This window comes from Brevibacillus composti (genome assembly GCF_016406105.1).
Taxonomy (GTDB): Bacteria; Bacillota; Bacilli; order Brevibacillales; family Brevibacillaceae; genus Brevibacillus; species Brevibacillus composti.
The window spans coordinates 2,061,845-2,081,692 of record NZ_CP066308.1; the positions used below are offsets into that span (position 1 = coordinate 2,061,845).

Genomic DNA, 19,848 nt, shown 5'->3' on the forward strand with positions numbered 1-19,848 from the left:
ATGAGATGGAAATGGCTGCTTGCCTTGGCGGTCTTATGCGCGGGGGCGATGCCCTCGGCAGCCGCCGCCGAGGGAACGTATGACATACAGATTGATCAGCCGATGGATGGAATCATCAAATACGATTCGTGGATGCGGCTGGATGTAAAAGTGACGAGCCGCGGCCAGCCTTTCTCCGGCTATGTGGAGCTGGGGACCGACAGGAATCAGATGCAGCCGCGGAAAGCCAGTCTCAAACAACCCTTGACCCTGGAGGAAGGAGAGACGAAACAGGTCTCGTTTGAGCTCCCGGTTGAGATGATGATGAATGACTTGCGGCTGCGACTGCTGGAGGGAGAGCGGACCGTCAAAAGCGAAAAAATCCGCTTGTCCTATCCCCGAGACGGTATTCTCGTCGGTGTCTTGCATGAGTCGGACAATGCGTATCACTTTTTGAGCATGAACCAGTCTCATGCGAGATACCGAGCCCCTTATCTGGTTCAGCATGTCAAACAGGAATCCTTGCCGACAGAACCGTGGCTCTATCGCAATCTCAACATGCTGGCGCTGGGCGGGAAAGACGTAACCGCCCTGACAGACGATCAGCTCGCGGCCATCAAGCTCTGGGTCAAAACAGGAGGCATCGTGATCCTTTCCGCCGGGCCCGGCCAGGAGAGCGCGGTCAGCCGCTTCGCCGAGCTCCTGCCGCCCAATCTCAGGCTAGGCGGCCAGGTGCAAGCGGAGAAAGGTTTGCGGCCCTATTTGACAGATAAAATCACGCCGCAATGGAGCATCCCCGTTTACAGCGATCAATTGCCGCTGTTTTTCGCCCAAAAATCGGGCGAGGGGTATTTCTTGTTCGTTAACTATGACGTCACCCAAGAACCGATGGCCTCTTGGCAATACAATGGACAGTTGTGGCAAAGTGTCTTTCAGCGGCACGGCATTCTGGAGAAGGTCAACAACACTATCTACTTCGACCAACTGGGCAGGCCCCTGCTGGAGTTGAGCCGGCAGATACCGGGGGTACAGACGCCCAATCCCTGGGTTATGGCCGGCATCTGGGGAGGATACGTGCTGCTCGTGGCTCCTGCTCTCTATCTGGTTTTGCGCCGCAAAGACAAACGGCCGTGGGCGTGGGGAATGATTCCGGCGGCGGCAGTCCTGCTGGGCACCGGTGTATTCGTTCTCGGCAAGCCGCTGGTCGTCGCGGAAAACGTGAGCTACGCCGTCACCCGGATCCACTTGCTGGACAAAGACACCGCACAAGCGATGACCGCTTCCACCGTTCTCGCCGTGAGCGGAGGAGAGCTCCTGCTGGAGACGAAACCGGGTGCCATCGCGCTGCCGTTGATGGTCGGGCGCAATGATTACGAGCTGGATGGCACGAGGTTGACCGCCAAAGAAGACGACGGGAGCATCCTTGCTTTTCAAGAAGTGCCTTACTTGACGCCTCGCCAGGTGTCTGCTTTTGGTCTGGTGCAACATGCCGGGAAGATGGATGTGGATCTGCATGTCGAGGGTGACCGGATGCGCGGCGTGATTCAAAACAACAGCTCTTATTCTTTTGATCAGACGTATGTGCAGATCGGATTGCAGCGCATCCCCATCGGGAGTCTGCAAAAAGGGGAGAAAAAGAGCGTAGAGGTCAAGCTGGAATCGCTCTATACGCCGCGCCAGCCGTATATAGAGGGGGAAGAGACGCCGGAGCAGAGGCTGATGCGGCTGCAGGATGCCGTCCTTACGTACGGATCGGCCGATACGGTGAGGGTGATCGGGATCAATCGGGACCCGCTCTCCCTGGTGACGGCAAAATTGCCGCACCGGTCCCATTATTACAACGTCATCAGCCAAAATATCGAGCTGAAGCCGGATCGAAGCGGAAAGATTACCTTCCCCTATGGCATGCTGCGCGTCAATATCCTGGAGACAAAAGGAGATCTCGACGTCAATCCGTCGGGTCTGTGGGAAATCTCCAAGGGCAGTGTGACGTTTTCGCTCGAACTGGGGCAAGCGATCAATGTGGCCGAGCGGATCGTCGTGCCGCTTGATCACAGCATGTACCGCCCCTTTGTCAAAGAAGTTTTCCACCAAAAGAGCGGGAAGTGGAAGACGCTGGATCGGGAGAAGCGGCTGGTGCTGGGAGAAGAGCTGCGCGAATACCTGACGCCGGAAGGTGCGATCCAGATCCGCCTGTCCCATCCGGGCGAAGAGCGACTGGCATTTTCCATGCCGTATTTCCAGGTGGAGGGAAAGGAGCGCGGACTCGATGATTGAAACCATCCATCTCAGTAAAAGCTACGGGAAGCTGCATGCCCTGGTCGATCTCCAGCTGCGCATCGAGCAGGGGAAAGTGTTTGGCTTTATCGGCCCCAATGGAGCGGGAAAATCGACCACGATGATGATCCTGGCCACCTTGTTGGAGCCGACTGAGGGAGAAGCCTACGTCAGCGGCTACGACGTGCGCAAGGAGCCGGCCGCTGTGCGTCAGTCGCTGGGCTACATGCCGGACTTTTTCGGTGTTTATGACAATTTGACCGCTGTGGAGTACCTGGATTTTTACGCCGGTGCCTACAAGATTCCGTCGTCCAGGCGCAAGAGCCTGATCGCCGACCTGCTCGAGCTGGTCAATCTGTCCGACAAAGCGGAATCATATGTCGATTCCCTGTCGCGGGGGATGCAGCAGCGTCTCAGTCTCGCCCGCTGCCTGATTCACGACCCGCAGGTCCTGATCCTGGACGAACCGGCATCGGGACTGGATCCGCGGGCACGAATCGAGCTGAGGGAGATTCTGAAGCAGCTACGCGGCATGAAAAAAACGATTTTGATCAGCTCACATATCTTGCCGGAGCTGGCCGAGTTGTGCGACGAGATCGGCATCATCGAAAAAGGCCGGTTGATCGCCTGCGGCGACATCGATGAGGTCAGCGTCCGAGCCAGCGGCGTCACGCTGATGATGGTCAGGACGCTTAGCAATCACCACCGGGCCGCCGTCCTCCTGTCGGAAAATCTGTACGTCGAGGATCTGGAGGAACAGATGGACGGGTTTCGCTTCCGTTTCATCGGGACGGATGAGGAGAAAGCGGCGCTGCTGCGTGATCTGATCGGGGCGGGCGTCGCCGTTTCCTACTTCGGCGAGTCCAGCGAAAATCTGGAAGCCGTCTTCCTTGCCATTACGGAAGGGGTGGCTAAATTGTGAAAAGCTCTTTCACCAATCCCATTATCGTCAAAGAACTGCGGGAGCGCTTCCGGTCGAAAAAGGCATTTTGGACACTGGCCCTGTTCCTCGTAATCATGGGCGGCATCCCGCTCGGCTTTTTAATCGTCAATCCGATCAAGGCGGATCATCTCGGCCAAAGCAAAGATCTGTTCATTATCTCGGCCACGATCCATTACGCGATGATCTGTTTCTTCGCGCCCGCGCTGACCGCCGGTGCGATCAGCGGGGAGCGGGAGCGGCAGACGCTGAACATCCTCTTGACCACACAACTGTCGCCGAGGTCCATCGTCTGGAGCAAGCTGTTTACTTCGCTGGCTTTTACCTCTCTCTTGCTCGTCGCCTCCATGCCACTCTACAGCATGGTGATGCTGTACGGCAGCGTCTCGCCGGGGCAATTGCTCAAGCTGTCGCTGTTTTTCGCGGTCAATATCCTGTTTCTCGGCACGCTGGGCTTATTCTGCTCGACCTGGATCAAACGAACGGCCGTCAGCACCGTCATCGCCTATGGCATCGCCTTTTTCTTCGTCGTGGGAACGGGCCTGATTTTTTATTTCGTGGGAGAGATGCTGGTTCAGTTGAGTCCGGACAAGTCGCTTTCGGCCGAGGTCTGGAGTAAGCCGCACATGCAGTATTTGGCGGGCACCAATCCGATCATTGTCCTGTTTTCGATCCTGGGTGAGGGCGTCTTCGTCCAGATCGGCTTTGACTTTACGCCTTGGCTCTTTTTCTCGTCGGTCTACCTCGTCCTGAGCCTGCTGCTCGTCCTCTGGAGCGCCTATCTGCTGGCGCCGATCAGACGAAAGCGGTGGAGTTGGAAGAAGTGACCCATTCATGTACAATAGAGGGCAGGTAAAAAAAGGGGGAGTTCATCGTGAGTGATCAAGACATTCAAATCATCGACTTTGAAGAAATGCTCCGTTTCGTCGAGCGCCGTCTGGCCGAAGCCGGGAGATACGTCCAGCGTGATGCCATTATTATGATTTTAGAGGCGGAAGAAGCATTTTTGAAGGAAAAGGGTATCATACAAGAAGTAGAGCAATAAGCTGGCCTCACCTCCAGCTTCTTTGCCGGAGGCTGTTTGCTTCCCGAGGAAAAAAACGGTATGATGAGGAAGTAGGCAGTCAATTTAACATAAGGACGTGAACACATTGACCACTGAAGAAAAAGATCTGGAATTGGGCGATATCATCACGCTGGACGATGAGAATGGCGAACCGTTGGGCGATTTTGAGGTCATCGCGATGTTTGACCAAAATGGCAAACAGTATATTGCCCTGACAGAGGCAGTGGAAGACGAGGACGGCGACGAGGACCTCGAAGAGGAAGTCGACATTTTCGTATTTCAGTTAGACGGCGGTGAAATGGTGCCGCTTGAAGAGGACGAGGAAGGTGCCGTATACGCCAAGCTGAACGAGGTCTTGGAAGGCATCGAATTGATCGAAAAGGACTAGTCCCATCCTTCAAAATGTGAAAAACCGCTGCGCGCGATGCCAGCGGTTTTACTTTGTGTGCGCCCGGCATGGGCGGTAGCTATAGGGTGAAAGTCCTGAACGGGGGTTGGCTGTACCAACCGTTAGCTCAAGGCAAGGGTGTCCGCCGTGAGGCGGAATCTGAAGGAAGCCGGCGGCAAAGTCCCGACCTGAGGTACACAAACCCGATTCGAGGCTGCTGTACTCGGGTGAGCCTGCGCAACAAGGTAAAGCCCTATACAGCCAAGGGGTATAGCAGTATATCGGGCAGGTACATGGGATGAAAGTTACCGCTCTTACCCGGGGAGGTCTGCATGGAATGCCTACTGCTGTTGGCAACCGCCTCCGTGAGGAGGCGCTGAACATGCAGAAGTCAGCAGAGGCCATAGTACCCAATCGGGGACACCCGGTGGGGAAGGGCTGAACATCAAGTCAACACATGTTCCCAACTCCTTTCGATACGATGCAGCGAAGCAGAAATCCAGTTTGGAACTTCCTCTGGATAGCAGGGGTGAAGCCCCGAGGGTACAGAGAAGGGCTGAGCATTGTACGGCAAGACTGGTGACATGTGTGCGGAGAGAGGAGTATCGTTATGGATCTGCTGGAGAAGGTTCTGTCACGGGAGAACCTCACGGCTGCCCTCAAACGGGTCGAAGGCAACAAGGGCGCTCCGGGAATCGACGGTGTTACAACCGAACAACTGCGCGACTACCTTCGCGAGCACTGGGCGACCATTCGGTCGCAGATCGAGGCGGGAACTTATAGACCATCTCCTGTCCGCAGGGTCGAAATCCCGAAACCTGACGGAGGAGTGCGGCTACTAGGTATCCCTACTGTGGTGGATCGCCTGATCCAGCAGGCTATCCTGCAAGTATTGACTCCCGTCTTTGACTCGGATTTCTCCAACTCCAGTTTCGGTTTTCGCCCAGGACGTCGTGCCCACGACGCCGTGCGAAAGGCGAAGCAGTTCATTGAGGAAGGATACCGGTACGTGGTCGACATCGACTTGGAGAAGTTCTTTGATCGAGTGAACCACGACATCTTGATGAGTCGTGTAGCACGGAAGGTGAAGGACAAGCGTCTCCTGAAACTGATCCGTGCTTACCTGCAATCCGGGGTGATGGTCAACGGGGTGTGCGTCACAACGGAGGAGGGCACACCGCAAGGTGGCCCTTTAAGTCCGCTCTTGGCCAATATTCTACTGGATGACTTGGATAAGGAGTTGGAAAAGAGGGGGCACCGTTTCTGCCGTTATGCGGACGATTGCAATATCTATGTACGCACGAAACGCGCGGGGCAACGGGTAAAGGAGAGTGTGGAGCGATACCTGACCAGGGTACTTAAACTCAAGGTAAATCAACAGAAAAGTGCGGTGGATCAGCCGTACAAGCGAAAGTTTCTTGGATTTAGTTTTGTTCCAGGAAAAGAGGCGCGAATACGGCTACATCCCAAATCGATTACCCGGTTGAAAGAACGGATTCGTCAACTGACTAACCCTCATTGGAGCATTTCCATGCAGGAGAGAATCCGGAAACTCAACCAATACCTTATGGGATGGATTGGGTATTTTGCGTTGGCCGAGGCGAAAAAGCACCTGTTGCGAATAGAGGAATGGATTCGCCGAAGGCTCCGGCTCTGTCTGTGGACGCAATGGAAACGAGTTCGAACGCGATATCGCGAACTTCGTTCGCTAGGTCTCTCCCATAATAAAGCACTGGAAATTGCAAACACCCGCAAGGGGGCATGGCGGACAACGAAAACTCCGCATATGCACAAAGCCCTTGGCGTCGCCTACTGGCAACAACAAGGGCTGTTGAGTTTGGTACAGCGATATTTCAAACTTCGTCAAGCTTGATGAACCGCCGTATACCGGACGGTACGTACGGTGGTGTGAGAGGACGGGGGTTAGTCACCCCCTCCTACTCGATCTTCGTGCGTATGGCGAAGACGCTTCGATGGGCTGCTAGTCGTTCATCTTGATAATATTGTCCTTCAAATCGCGAACCACGAGGAGGCAGGTGTAGTCTGTTTCCTGCAGCTCGCGGACGAGGGCGGAAGCTTCATCCTTGGTCAGACCGAGCTTTTCCAGGCGTGTGCGCAATTCCTCTCCGCCGTTGTCAAAAAAATGGGCCTTGCTGTCAATATGGCCGACAGCGCTCTCAAAATGGGTGCTGTATTTGTAGTAGTTGTCCCGCTGGTTGGAGTGATTCTTGTCCGGGTTCCATTTGAGCACCCAGATATCGTCCTTGTGATACCCCGAGGAATTCAGGGCTTGTATATCGGAGACCAGCTCCTGGTCATAGCGGTGGAACTTGACGAACGGTTTCGTTGCGCTGATCAAGGAAACTCCCCCTTTTTGCCTTCGTAGTCATTCTGCTTGTAGCTTTCCCTGCCGCAGAGAAGTTCATCATGGATAAATTTTGCGCACCTGCCTCGCTTTTTCTTTGACCTGCCTTCCGCACAAGTGCTAGACTAGAAAGTGGTATTTCCGCAGTGACGAGGAGAGTTTGTGATGCCCAAGTTTAAATTATTTGCAGCGAAAAAAGGCGCAGCGGACCAGAAGAAGAACAATCAGTTTGTCAAATTTGCCAGACAGATTTATGTAGAGGCGAAAAAAGGCGGCCCTGATCCGAACGCCAATTTGAAGCTGAAAGCCATTATTGCCAATGCCCGGGCCATCAGCATGCCCATGGACAATATCGAGCGGGCCATCAAAAAGGCAACCGATGCTGGCAATGCCGACGACTATGATGAGATCCGCTACGAAGGATACGGACCTGGCGGCGTGGCTGTCATCGTCGAATGCTTGACGGACAACCGTAATCGTACCGCTGCCGACGTCCGTGCGATTTTCAACAAACGCGGCGGCAACCTGGGAGAAACGGGATCGGTTAGCTTTATGTTTGACCGCAAAGGTGTGATCACGATTGATCGTGAAGAATTCGATGTCGACGAGGACACGCTCCTGATGCAGGCGCTCGAGGCCGGTGCGGAGGACATGGTGACGCACGAGGACAGCTACGAGATTTTGACCCATCCGCATGAGCTGGATCAGGTCAAGCACGCCTTGGAGGCGGAGGGCTACACCTTTGCCAATGCGTCCCTGCAGTGGCTGCCGCAGAACAGCGTGAAAATCAGCGGCGATGACGCAGCCAAAATGCTGAAAATGATGGAAGCCTTCGAGGAAAATGACGACGTGCAAAACGTCTATGCCAATTATGAGATTGACGATGAAGAAATGGAGCGGCTGCTCCAGTAATACGATGCGGAACCACCAGCCATCTCGCACTTTTCGTGAGATGGCTTTTCCATGAAACCAGGGGGCGTTCACGACTTTTCTGCCCGAAACAGAGGGAAAGATTGAATACAATGGTTTCCATACGGTACAATAGCGATTAAGTGTTCGCTTTTTTCGGTTGCTCGCGCACGCCGGGAAGAGGTGGGTGCGGCGTCTCAGCCGAAAGGGAAAGAAGCAGAGGGGAGAAAGCGATTGAAGGAAACAGATACACTCCGATATACCGAAGACGATATTCAGGTGCTAGAAGGGTTGATCGCTGTACGCAAGCGGCCGGGGATGTACATTGGGTCTACGGGAAGCCGCGGGCTGCACCATCTCCTGTGGGAAATCGTGGACAATGCCAAGGACGAGGCATTGGCCGGATTCAACGATACGATCATCGTCACCTTACATAAAGACGGCAGTGTCAGCGTAGTCGACCACGGCCGGGGAATCCCGACCGGTCTGCATAAAACGGGCAGACCCGTGCCGGAAGTCATTTTCACCACACTGCATGCCGGAGGCAAATTCGGCGGCGGCGGATACAAGAAGAGCGGCGGTTTGCACGGAGTCGGCTCCAGTGTCGTCGTGGCGCTGTCCGAGTGGCTGGAAGTGGAGATTCACCGCGACGGCCAGATTCACCGGCAGCGGTTCGCCTACGTCGTCGATGAGGCAGGCAATGAGCATGTCGGAAAGCCTGTCACGGGGCTGGACGTGGTCGGGAAGACGAAGCGGACCGGGACGACTGTCCGCTTTCTCCCGGACGAAGCCATATTTGGTTCCGCCCGCTTTGATTACGAAACGATTCGCGACAGATTTCGCGAAACGGCGTTTCTCCTGAAAAAACTGCGGATGGTGCTGATTGACGAACGGGGCCCGGAGAAAAAGCAAGAAGAGTTTTACTTCGAAGACGGCCTCAAGTCTTATGTCACCTATCTGAATGAGGGCAAAAATACGCTCCACCCGGTGGTTTACTTTGAAGGGGAGAAAGACAATGTGTACGTCGAGCTCGCCTTTCAATACAACGACGGCTATACCGAAACGCTGGTCTCCTATGTGAACTCCATCCCCACGACGGATGGCGGTACGCATGTCACCGGTTTCCGCAACGGAACCACCCGGGTTTTCAACGAGTTTGCCCGGAAAAAAGGCTATCTGAAGGAGAAAGACGCCAATCTGACGGGCAATGATCTGCGCGAGGGGTTCCTCGGGGTGCTCTCCCTGCAAATGGCAGACGTCCAGTTTGAATCGCAGACGAAGGACAAGCTGGGCAATGAGGAAGCGCGGACGATTGTCGAGCAGATCGTCTCGGAAAAGCTGGGCTTTTTCCTCGAAGAGAATCCGGAGACCGGAAAGCTGCTGGTTGACAAGGCCATCCGCTCCGCCGAGATCCGGGAAGAGCTGCGCAAACAGAAGGAAGCCCTGCGCGGCGACAAGAAAAGCAAAAACGCCAAGAAGCGCAAGTCCATCTCGGAGAAGTTCACGCCGCCCCAATACAAGGACCCCCGCCGCAACGAACTGTTCCTGGTGGAAGGGGATTCCGCCGGCGGTTCCGCCAAACAAGCGCGCAACTCCGAGTTTCAGGCGATCTTTGGCCTCCGCGGGAAGCCGCTGAATACAGAAAAAGCAAAGCTCTCCGATGTCCTGTCCAACGAAGAGTTCCGCACCATTCTGGAAGTGCTGGAGACGGACATCGGCGAGGATTTTTCCATCGACAACTGCGCTTTTGACAAGATCATCATCATGTCGGACGCGGATGTGGACGGATCGCATATCCAGACGCTGCTGCTCACCTTTTTCTTCCGGTACATGCAGCCGCTGATCGCCTCCGGCCGCCTCTACATCGCCCAGCCGCCGCTGTATCAGGTGAAAAAAGAGAGCCGCGGCAAACAGTCTGAGAGCATCTATTGCTGGAATGACTATGAGCTGGAGCAGGCGCTGAAGAAGATCGGACGCGGCGCAGAGGTGCAGCGCTACAAGGGATTGGGCGAGATGAATCCCGATCAGCTCTGGGAGACGACGATGAATCCGGAGACCCGCAAGCTGATCAAAGTCGAACTGCAAGACCTTGCCCACTGCGAAAAACTGGTGACCGTCCTGATGGGAGACAAGGTTCCACCCCGCCGAGAGTGGATCGAGAGTCACGTCACCTTTGAAGTGGGGGAGGATGAGTAAGCATGCTGTCCAATCAAATTATTGAACAAAGCTTTGCGGAAATCATGGGCAAGCGATTCGGCGACTATGCCAATCTGGTCATCCTGTCCCGGGCGATCCCCGATGCGCGCGACGGCTTAAAGCCTGTGCAGCGGCGCATTTTGTACGCCATGTACCAGGAAGGCAATACCCATGACAAGCCGTACCGGAAATCGGCAAAAACCGTGGGGTACGTGATGGGGACCTACCATCCGCACGGGGATAGCGCCATCTACGAAACGATGGTTCGCATGGCCCAATGGTGGAAAATGCGCCAGACCTTGATCCAAGGGCACGGCAACTTCGGGAGTCTCGATGCAGATCCGCCGGCGGCCATGCGCTATACGGAATCCCGCTTGTCCGCGCTGGCCAATGAAATGCTGCGCGACATCGAAAAGGACACGGTTACCTTTATCCCCAACTACGATAACTCGGCCGAGCAGCCGGCTGTCCTGCCTTCCCGTTTTCCCAACCTCCTGGTAAACGGGGCCTCCGGGATTGCCGTCGGATTTGCGACAGATATTCCCACACACAACCTGGGGGAGGTCATCGACGCGACCGTCGCCATGATGAAAAAGCCGGAAATCAGCCTGGACGAGCTGATGAATTATGTCCAGGGGCCGGACTTTCCCACCGGCGGCATCGTCCAAGGGTTATCGGGGATCCGCAAGGCCTTCGAGACGGGCCGCGGCCAATTTATCATCCGCGGGAGAACGCATATCGAAGAGCCCAAGGGCGCCAAGGTAAAGAAAATCGTCATCTCCGAAATTCCGTACGATGTGGTCAAATCCAAGCTGGTGGCGCAGATCGACGAGCTGGTGATGGAGCGGAAAATCGAAGGAGCCCTGGCCGTCCGAGACGAAACCGGGCGCAAAGAAGCGGAGCAGAAGAAGGTACGCATCGTCGTCGACATCAAAAAGGATGCCGATGAGACGGCCATTCTCAATTACCTGTACAAAAACACCGATTTGCAAATTTACTACAATTACAACATGAACGTGATCCACGAGGGCACCATCCGCCAAATGGGGCTGAAGCAGCTGCTCGCGGCCTACATCGATCACCAGAAGGACGTCGTGACGAGGCGCTCCCAGTACGATCTGGACCGCAAACAAAAGCGCGAGCATGTGGTAGAAGGGCTGATTCGGGCGAAATCCATCCTGCGTCAGGTCGTCGAGACGATCATGGACTCGGAGGATCGGGCCGATGCCAAGAAGAACATCATGGAAAAATACGGGTTCACCGACCCGCAGGCCGATGCGATTCTGAGCATTCAGCTCGCGTCTCTGACCCGCCTCGACATCGTCAAGCTGGAAAAAGAGCTGGAGGCGCTGGCCAAGGAGATTGCGGAGCTGAGCGCGATTCTCGCGAGTGAGAAGAAGCTGATCCAGGTGATTACCGCCGAGCTCAGCGAGATCAAGAAAAAGTATGCCGAGCCCCGCCTGACGGAAATCCAAGGGGAGATCGAGGAAATCAAGGTCGACATCGCCATGCAGATCAATGCGGAAGACTGCATCGTCACCTTGACCAATGAGGGCTATATCAAGCGCACCAGCCCGCGCTCGTTCAAATCGATGGGCGGCACGATCGAGACCTGCGGGGTAAAAGAGGGAGACCGGGTACGCTACTTTATCGAAACCAACACGTCGCATACGGCCCTCTTTTTTACCCAGGACGGCAAGTATTTTGCGACACTCGTCCACGCCATCCCGGATGACAAGTGGAAAGACATCGGTTCGGCTCTCGTCAATGTCATCCCGCTGGAAAAACACCAGCGGATCGTAGGCTTTGCGATTGTGGAGAATTTCCAGCAGCCTCTGACAATCGTCCACATGAGCCGCATGGGCCTGGTGAAAAAGACCGTGCTCAGCGAATACGAGACCAACCGCTCCGGCGCTCTGGTGGCGGCCAAGCTCAAGTCGGAAGAGGATGAGTACGTCGCAGCATTTGCGACCGACGAAGCAGGCGCGTTTCTCGTCGTCACGCAGGACGGGATGGGCATCCGCTTCCTGAAGAGCGAAGTGAGCCCGACCGGCAGAGCCTCCAGCGGGGTGAAGGCGATCTCGCTTTCGGCGGGCGATGCGGTGGTCGGCGTGAAGCCTGTGGAGGAAGAAGACACCCGGGCATTCAGCATTTTGACGGCAGAAGGCGTGCTCAAGCGGACCCACATCGCGGACATACCCCTGCAAGGCAGAGCAGGCAAGGGCGTACAGCTGATCCGCAAGCGGAAGACACATCCGCATCAGCTGGTCGCGCTGGCCATCGAAGAGACGCTCTATGTCTACACGGGGAAACAGGAGTGGGTGCAGCTACAGACCGAACAGATCGGCATCACGGACCAGGGCGGCATCGGCAGAACAGCGGTAGAAGGGGAAGTGCGCAGCGTCGCGTACGAGACCGTGTTGCCGGGCGAGGAAGAAGGTCAGACTGCCGAGCCCAAAGGACAGGCGGACCCGTCGGCCGCTCCGGCAGACGAACTGGTGCAGCCGAGTTTGTTTGAAGATTCATCAGAGGAAGAGGATTGATCGCGATGGGAGTCACGTTTGAATCGTTTGCGTCAGAGTTGACGGGTCTGCAGGTATCTCTATTGGCGGATACCGTCCAGTATTTTGCCGATAGCCCCAAGCTCCTGTCCATCCCGGATGAACAGGGTCAGCGCGTGGCCGTTCCGATTTTGCCGGAGACGGTGAACCGAATGCTGGCAGCGTATCCGGAAGGGGCCGAAGGAGAGACGCGGACTTTTGGCTTCCGTTGGGAGGCGGGGGAGAGCGACGGGGAAGGCACGCTCGTCATCCGCTTTCCAGACGGCAGCGAGCTGCGGCAATCGACGGTGCTTTCCCGGTTCTCTCCGGTGTAGCAAAACCGGGCAGGCCGCTCCGATAAGATCGATCACTCTATCACGGAGCCGGTGCCCAGCTGATATTTGGCAGTTTCGATCTATCGAAATCGAGTTTGACAACCATCCCTCCGGTGTTTGATGCCGGAGGGATTTTCTGTTTCTCCAGCAACAAAAGTTTATGAAATATAAATAATTTTTAGAAAATAAATTACTGCGGGATGCTGCTGAACGGGGAAAGAATGGGTTCATTTGGGAGAAGGCGCATTCCCAAGGCTTGTGAACGTCTTTCTCATCGCAACCATATGTTATTACAGAAAATTACCGGCTTTTAATTGATCCCTAATATTTTAATCTATAAATAATAGTGTTACACTATATAGGGTTATTATTATAACGGAAAAGGTGTGTAGCGAAATCGCACCCTGACTTAATTGTGAAGCCAATGGGAGCGTCTGCACCTTTTCTTTAAATAGCGAGGTAGGACGGTAAAAATGAGCATCAGACAATCCAAAACAGACGTTATCTTAATTGGTGCAGGAATTATGAGTGCGACTTTGGGAACGCTGCTGAAAGAATTAGTACCGGACTGGAACATTACAGTTTTTGAGAAGCTCGCAAACGCAGGAGAGGAAAGTTCGAACGAATGGAATAATGCCGGTACGGGGCATGCAGCATTGTGCGAGCTTAACTACACCGTCGAAAAACCGGACGGCTCCGTAGATATTAGCAAAGCGCTGAAAATTAATGAGGAGTATCAGGTCTCCAAGCAATTTTGGTCGTACCTGGTCAACAGCAATCTGATCCGCAATCCCGAAGACTTTATCAGACCATTGCCTCATTTGAGTTTTGTGCAAGGAGAGCAAAATGTTTCGTTCTTGAAAAAACGGTTTGAAGCGCTGTCCGCCAACCCTCTGTTTCAAGGGATGGAATTCTCCGATGATCCGAAAAAATTGATGGAATGGATTCCGCTTATTATGAAGGACCGTATCGTGAACGAACCGATTGCGGCAACAAAAATCGATTCGGGTACGGATGTCAACTTTGGCGCGTTGACACGCATGTTGTTTGACCACCTGCAGCGTAAAGGCGTCGATATCCACTACAAACATCAAGTGGATGATCTGAAACGGACGAGCGACGGCGTGTGGGAGTTGAAAGTGCGGAACGTAGACAGCGGTGCCGTCGAACGCCATTCGGCAAAATTCGTCTTTATCGGCGGCGGTGGAGGAAGCCTGCTGTTGCTCCAAAAATCCGGCATTCCGGAAGGGAAGCATATTGGCGGTTTCCCGGTAAGCGGCCTCTTTATGGTGTGCAACAATCCGGATGTCATTGAGCAGCATCATGCAAAAGTATACGGAAAAGCCAAGGTTGGCGCTCCGCCGATGTCTGTCCCGCATCTGGACACCCGTTTTATCGACAATAAAAAAATGCTGCTCTTTGGACCGTTTGCCGGTTTCTCGCCCAAGTTTTTAAAAACCGGATCCATGTTCGATTTGTTATGCTCCGTCAAACCCGATAATGTGACCACGATGCTGGCGGCAGGCGCCAAAAACGTTCCTTTGACGAAGTACCTGATCCAGCAAGTGATGCTGTCGAAAGACCAACGCATGGAAGAATTGCGCGAGTTTATCCCCAACGCCAAAAGCGAGGATTGGGATATCGTGGTAGCGGGCCAACGCGTGCAGGTAATCAAAGATACTCCTGCCGGGAAAGGGACGCTTCAGTTTGGTACGGAAGTCATCAGTGCCGCGGACGGCTCGATCGCCGCGCTGCTCGGCGCTTCGCCGGGTGCGTCTACAGCCGTTTCCGTCATGCTTGACGTGATCAGCAGATGCTTCCCTGAACATTTGCAAGCGTGGGAACCGAAAATCAAAGAAATGATCCCTTCCTATGGCTTGTCACTTTTGAATCATCCGGAACTTCTGGACGATATTCAAACTTCCACGGCCCGGACGCTTGGTCTGAGCAGTGAACTGGTCCTCGTCTAGAACACCGCACAAAAGAAAAAAAGCGGCCTTTTCGATCCTGATCTAACCAGGGGTCCGAAGGCCGCTTTGCTGTGTCTTCCATTTTCTTGAGGGATCAATCTCTACATAAGAATGGGCATCGGACGGCATCTTGACAATGTTTCTCTGTATGCGATATATTTCTGACAACTTAGAAAGGTGGTTCTATCAGATGCCCATCCCAAAGAATTTTCAGTCGCCGGTTCGCATGTCGGCCAAAGAAAAGGCATTCCAACAGATCCAGCGGTGGATTATCGATGGCACACTGGAGCCCGGCGAAAAACTGTACGATGCCGAGCTCTCGGATGCGCTCGGCATCAGTCGCACACCGGTCAGAGAAGCGCTGCAGCTGCTTCAGTCGCAAGGCTTCGTCGAGATGTATCCTGGCCGCCAGACCATCGTGACGACGCTGACCAAAGAAGATGTGCCAAAAATCTATCCGCCGCTTGCCTCCCTGCAGGCGCTGGCAGCGGAGGAAGCTACGCCTAATGTCACAGCCGCGCATATCCGGAAACTGCGCGAACTCAATGAGAGCTACCGTGCGGCCATCGCCGATGCACAGCTGTTTGCCGCGATGGAAAAAGATGAGCAGTTTCACGACGTTATTCTGGAAATCGCAGACAATCCCTACATCACGCAGTTTTCCTCCTTGCTTCAGCTGCATGTCATGCGCATGAAATACCTCTTCTTTCAGCAGCCGATCCGGATCAAAGCCGAGTCCGTCCAGGAGCATGAGCGATTGATTCAGGCGATGGAGAGAGGCGAGGCGCAGGAAGCGGCCGCGATCATGAAAGAAAATTGGCTCCGCCCCATGCGGGAGGTTTACCAGATCCTGGTGCAAAGCGATAGAAAGACGTTTGCCGATACGAAGCCGAAGACAGAAGGAGATCCTGCGTGATGACGGATAGGCGTATGAATAAGGGCTATGGCATGTATGTCTGGATGTTCGCGGTACCCCTCTTTTGGGGCGGAGCGTTTGGCGCTGCCCAGCATGTGATTTCCGAGATTCCTCCCATTACCGCCGCCGCGCTTCGGTTTGGCGCGGCCAGCCTGCTGCTCATTTTCATCACGCAGCTGAGGGGCGAATGGCAGCTGGCAGAGCTGCGGAAGCGCTGGCGCGGCCTCATCCTGATGGCCGTGACCGGCATCTTTGCGTACAACGCCTTTTTCTTTTACGGACTGTCCTATACCTCGGCGATCAACGGGTCGCTGATTATGGCCAATTCCCCTGTATTTATCACGCTGGGAGCCGTCTTGTTCCTAAAGGAAGCCTGGAACCGAAAGCTGGGCCTCGGCTTGCTGCTCTCCCTGTCGGGCGTGGTTCTCGTCATCATCAACGGTTCATGGGAGACGCTGGCTTCGTTTACGCTGAATGCCGGTGATCTGTTGTTTCTGGCCGCTCTCTTCTGCTGGGTGCTCTATGGATTGCTGGGGAAAGTCGTCATGAAAGGCGTCTCTCCGCTGCTTACGACCACGGTCACGACGGCAATCGGCTCATTTTTTCTGATTTTCTGGTCGCTGTTTGAAGATGGTTGGCGGCAGGTTCCCCATTTGTCGGCCCAAGCCTGGGCAGAGATGGCCTACATGACGCTGTTTGCGACGGTGCTGGCTTTCTTTCTCTGGAATCAGGGCGTCCATCATCTCGGTGCCAGCAAGGCCAGCATCTATATGAATCTGGTGCCGATCAATGCCTGCTGGATCGCTGTGCTGTTGTACGGCGCGCAGATGACCTGGATCCAGGGAGTCGGCATCTGCATGGTTATCGCAGGGGTCTGCACGGTTACTCTCAGCCCAGGGAGCCGGCCGCGTCCGTCAGTCTCCGGCCCAAGCATCGGGCCGAGCCGCGAAACAGGCGCGTGACGGCTTGGGCGATACATGGCAGCAAGCAAAAAGTGACACACTATAGCGGGAGGTGTGTCGAGGATGGAACAATACATGGAAGTAAACGGGAGAGAGTATCAGTTCGCCACAACCTATGACGGCGACGCTCAATACAATGTGCAGGTGCGCAGCGGCGACAAGCTGATCACCATGTTCAAAATTGCGGCTGAGACGGAAGAAGAGGTATTCCCAGCTGCAAAAGCCCATTTTCAGGCAGACGTGGAAATGGGGAATATCCAGCTGTAACAGGCGGAACGAACAGGGCAGCCGCTCTACTCAAGAGGGCTGTCCTTCTCTATTGTCATCATCTGTACCAATGAATGGTGCGAATAAAATCAAAGGATGAAACTTTGGCAGCAAACCTGTCTTTTCTTCCACTCCGAAATATGATAAAACAGGATGGAATGCTGGAAGAACGGATAGGAGAGGGACCTTGCATGCAGCAACAAACACATGGAACGGATAGATGGACAATCATTCGAGCATGGAGAGAGCAGCCTCCTGTGATCGCGGAAGTAAGCGAAGGGGAGCTGTTTGCCCTGCTTCAATCGATTGAGGACGGACGCAAAACAGAAAATCCGAATGCGATGGATGAGGCGGAGGCGCTCATTCTGACCCTGCTTGCCGCCAAAAGAATGGAAAAGCCGGGCGGGCATACGCTAGCCGAGGAGTGGCTAAACCGGGCGATCACGCTGGATCCGGCCTTGGCACTGGCGCGGGGATGGCTGCTGCGCTTGTATGAAAAACGGCTGAAAGAGCATCGGTTCAGCCAAGATTACCCACTCATCCGCGAAACGGACAATGCTGTGAGCCGCCGGAAAAATTTGGAGCTGCTGCAGCTGGCAGGCGAGCAGGAAGAGCGGGGACTTGCCCAGTGGCAAAGACTGGCGGCTGCCGCAAAAGAGGCGGCGGAATCGGCCGGCGCATCGGCCCAAGCGGAGAAAATGGCGGCGCTGGAGGAATTGTATCGAAACAGAGCCATCCTGATCCGGGAGCTGCTGGATCGGGCTCGCGAATATGCCGAGTCTCTGCACGGGATGTTTTACTCGGTAGAATCTCTGGCGTCTCTCCAGGATGCAATCCGCACATTGCAAGTCCAGCAAGAGCAAATAGAGCAGCTTTTTGCGGATGAGTACGAGAGAGGCGAGGAGGGAGAAAAGCCGGCAGGTTCCCTCTCGGCTCTGGATGAACTGGAGTCGCTGATCGGGTTGGAGGAGATCAAGGAGCGCGTCCGTTCTCTCGCCAAATTCCTCCGCTATCGCCAATTGCGAGAGGAAAAAGGCTGGCAGATGCGCGACCAGCTGCCGCTGCACCTGGTGCTGATGGGGAACCCCGGCACAGGAAAAACGACGCTGGCACGGCTGATCGCGCGGCTCTATCACGAGCTGGGCTTTCTGGAGCGGGGCGAAGTAGTGGAAGTGGACCGCTCCCATCTGGTCGGAGCCTACGTCGGACAAACCGAGCAGAAAGTAATGGAGGCTGTTCGGCGCGCCGAGGGAGGCGTCCTGTTCATCGACGAGGCCTATAGCTTGAAGCGGGCAGACAGCTCTGGAGCGGATTACGGCCAAGCGGCCATCGATACGTTGGTGGCGGCGATGACGGGCGGGGAGTATGCGGGCCGGTTTGTGGTTATGCTGGCGGGCTATCCCGAGGAGATGAGACAGTTTTTGTACGCCAATCCCGGACTTCGCAGCCGTTTTCCGGAAACTGGACATTTTCTGCTGCCGGACTACCAGGCAGATGAGCTGCTGCAGATCGCGGAGCAGGTAGCCGCACGCAATGATTTCGCCTTGACGCCGCAAGCCCGCTATGCCTTGCGAGCGAGAATTGAACAGGCACAGGTGGATCACACCTTTGGCAATGCCCGCACCGTGCAAAATATCGTGTTGGATGCCATCTTTGCCAAGGGCAGAGAGCTGGACGACCAGACTGAACTTCACTGGCATGACTTCACCCTCCTGTCTCCCGAGGATGTCCTGCCGAGACAAAAGGCGGAGGAGTCTCGAAGTGCAAAGCAGCAGCTAGCCGAGATGATCGGGCTGGAAGAGGTAAAGACCGAGCTGGAAAAAATCGCGGCGTTTGTCTCCGTGCAGCGGAGGCGAAACGAGCTGGGCCTGCCCGCTGTTCCGATTGAGCTGCATGCCGTCTTCACGGGAAATCCGGGTACCGGCAAAACCACGGTGGCCGGCTTGTACGCTGCCTTGTTAAAAGAGATCGGCTATCTCAAAAGGGGACATCTGGTGTCGGTGGGACGGGCAGATCTGGTGGCTGGATATGTCGGGCAGACGGCCGCGCTCACCCGGCGCAAAATACAAGAAGCCTTGGGCGGCGTCCTGTTCATCGATGAAGCGTACGCGCTCGCCGAAGGAGGCGAGCGGGATTTCGGCCAAGAGGCGATCCATACGCTCGTGGAAGAGATGACCAGGCATGGAGAAAATCTGGTCGTCGTCCTCGCGGGTTACCCGGCGGAAATGAGCAGATTTATGGCAAGCAATCCGGGACTTTCTTCCCGTTTTAAAAAGTATATTTATTTTCCTGACTACACGGCCGATGAATTGCTGCTGATGCTCATCCACGCGCTCCAAAAGCATGGGTATATCTTGGGCGGACAGGCAGAAGCACAGCTCCGCCTCTCTCTGCGCAAGGCCGCCATCCGGCACCTCTTACATGGAAATGGACGCCTCGTCCAGAATCTGCTGCAGGAGGCGATGCAAAACCAGGCTATCCGCTTGACGTCCCAGCCTCCTTCCGCTTGGAGCCGGGAGCAGCTCAGCAGCCTGGAGTGGGAGGACTTTGCACCGCTGTTCGCAGACTTGTCCGCCGATGAGCAGCCCGAAAAGCGTCATACGGCAAACGAGGAGAATGCGTGACTTCGGCGTGACTTCGGCTTGACTGAGTCGAAATGACTGCCTCCGCTGTTCAATATTAGACCAAACGTCCCGCTGATTGATTCAGTGGGATGTTTTCTTTTTATCCATAAATCT

The 19,848-nt window shown here is 55.0% G+C and carries 16 protein-coding genes; 15 read left to right on the forward strand and 1 reads right to left on the reverse strand.

Going from position 1 to position 19,848, the window contains the following annotated elements; all coding sequences use genetic code 11:
- The 6 genes from JD108_RS10680 (at position 1) to ltrA (ending at position 6,523) form a co-directional block, all read left to right on the forward strand.
- Complete coding sequence (locus JD108_RS10680) at positions 1-2,256, forward strand: hypothetical protein (protein WP_198829786.1); 2,256 nt, start codon at positions 1-3, stop codon at positions 2,254-2,256.
- Positions 2,249-3,178, forward strand: coding sequence for an ABC transporter ATP-binding protein (locus JD108_RS10685; RefSeq protein WP_198829787.1), 930 nt, complete (start codon positions 2,249-2,251; stop codon positions 3,176-3,178). The genes JD108_RS10680 and JD108_RS10685 overlap by 8 nt, the downstream gene beginning before the upstream one ends.
- Positions 3,175-4,023 carry an ABC transporter permease gene (locus JD108_RS10690; protein ID WP_198829788.1) on the forward strand — a complete coding sequence of 283 codons (849 nt, stop codon included), beginning with the start codon at positions 3,175-3,177 and terminating at the stop codon, positions 4,021-4,023. The genes JD108_RS10685 and JD108_RS10690 overlap by 4 nt, the downstream gene beginning before the upstream one ends.
- Positions 4,024-4,070: 47 nt before the next feature.
- Positions 4,071-4,241: a hypothetical protein gene (locus tag JD108_RS10695; protein WP_198829789.1), complete on the forward strand. Its 171-nt coding sequence runs from the start codon at positions 4,071-4,073 to the stop codon at positions 4,239-4,241.
- A gap of 106 nt (positions 4,242-4,347) precedes the next feature.
- Complete coding sequence (locus JD108_RS10700; protein ID WP_198829790.1) at positions 4,348-4,650, forward strand: DUF1292 domain-containing protein; 303 nt, start codon at positions 4,348-4,350, stop codon at positions 4,648-4,650.
- 610 nt (positions 4,651-5,260) lie between these two features.
- A complete protein-coding gene (gene ltrA / locus JD108_RS10705; RefSeq protein WP_198829121.1) occupies positions 5,261-6,523 on the forward strand; it encodes a group II intron reverse transcriptase/maturase in 1,263 nt (420 codons plus the stop codon).
- Positions 6,524-6,631: 108 nt separating this feature from the next.
- On the opposite strand, the gene JD108_RS10710 is transcribed toward ltrA, so the two are convergent.
- Positions 6,632-7,009, reverse strand: coding sequence for a YflT domain-containing protein (locus JD108_RS10710; protein WP_198829791.1), 378 nt, complete (start codon positions 7,007-7,009; stop codon positions 6,632-6,634).
- A 171-nt stretch (positions 7,010-7,180) separates the two neighbouring features.
- On the opposite strand from JD108_RS10710, the gene JD108_RS10715 reads away from it, so the two are divergent.
- From JD108_RS10715 to JD108_RS10755, 9 genes are all read left to right on the forward strand, one after another.
- The gene (locus JD108_RS10715) at positions 7,181-7,927 is read left to right on the forward strand and encodes a YebC/PmpR family DNA-binding transcriptional regulator (RefSeq protein ID WP_198829792.1); all 747 of its coding nucleotides are present in this window, start codon (positions 7,181-7,183) and stop codon (positions 7,925-7,927) included.
- A 231-nt stretch (positions 7,928-8,158) separates the two neighbouring features.
- Positions 8,159-10,120 carry a DNA gyrase/topoisomerase IV subunit B gene (locus tag JD108_RS10720; protein ID WP_198829793.1) on the forward strand — a complete coding sequence of 654 codons (1,962 nt, stop codon included), beginning with the start codon at positions 8,159-8,161 and terminating at the stop codon, positions 10,118-10,120.
- 2 nt (positions 10,121-10,122) lie between these two features.
- Positions 10,123-12,663: a DNA topoisomerase IV subunit A gene (parC, locus tag JD108_RS10725; protein WP_198829794.1), complete on the forward strand. Its 2,541-nt coding sequence runs from the start codon at positions 10,123-10,125 to the stop codon at positions 12,661-12,663.
- 5 nt (positions 12,664-12,668) lie between these two features.
- Positions 12,669-12,995, forward strand: coding sequence for a hypothetical protein (locus JD108_RS10730; RefSeq protein ID WP_228728379.1), 327 nt, complete (start codon positions 12,669-12,671; stop codon positions 12,993-12,995).
- A gap of 473 nt (positions 12,996-13,468) precedes the next feature.
- The gene (locus tag JD108_RS10735; RefSeq protein WP_198829796.1) at positions 13,469-14,965 is read left to right on the forward strand and encodes a malate:quinone oxidoreductase; all 1,497 of its coding nucleotides are present in this window, start codon (positions 13,469-13,471) and stop codon (positions 14,963-14,965) included.
- Positions 14,966-15,155: 190 nt separating this feature from the next.
- Positions 15,156-15,881, forward strand: a complete 726-nt coding sequence (locus JD108_RS10740; RefSeq protein ID WP_198829797.1) for a GntR family transcriptional regulator — start codon at positions 15,156-15,158, stop codon at positions 15,879-15,881.
- A complete protein-coding gene (locus tag JD108_RS10745; RefSeq protein ID WP_198829798.1) occupies positions 15,881-16,843 on the forward strand; it encodes a DMT family transporter in 963 nt (320 codons plus the stop codon). The genes JD108_RS10740 and JD108_RS10745 overlap by 1 nt, the downstream gene beginning before the upstream one ends.
- Before the next feature lie 63 nt (positions 16,844-16,906).
- Complete coding sequence (locus tag JD108_RS10750; RefSeq protein ID WP_198829799.1) at positions 16,907-17,110, forward strand: hypothetical protein; 204 nt, start codon at positions 16,907-16,909, stop codon at positions 17,108-17,110.
- A gap of 191 nt (positions 17,111-17,301) precedes the next feature.
- On the forward strand, positions 17,302-19,734 hold the full coding sequence (locus JD108_RS10755) for an AAA family ATPase (protein WP_198829800.1): 2,433 nt from the start codon (positions 17,302-17,304) through the stop codon (positions 19,732-19,734).
- Positions 19,735-19,848: the final 114 nt, after the last annotated feature.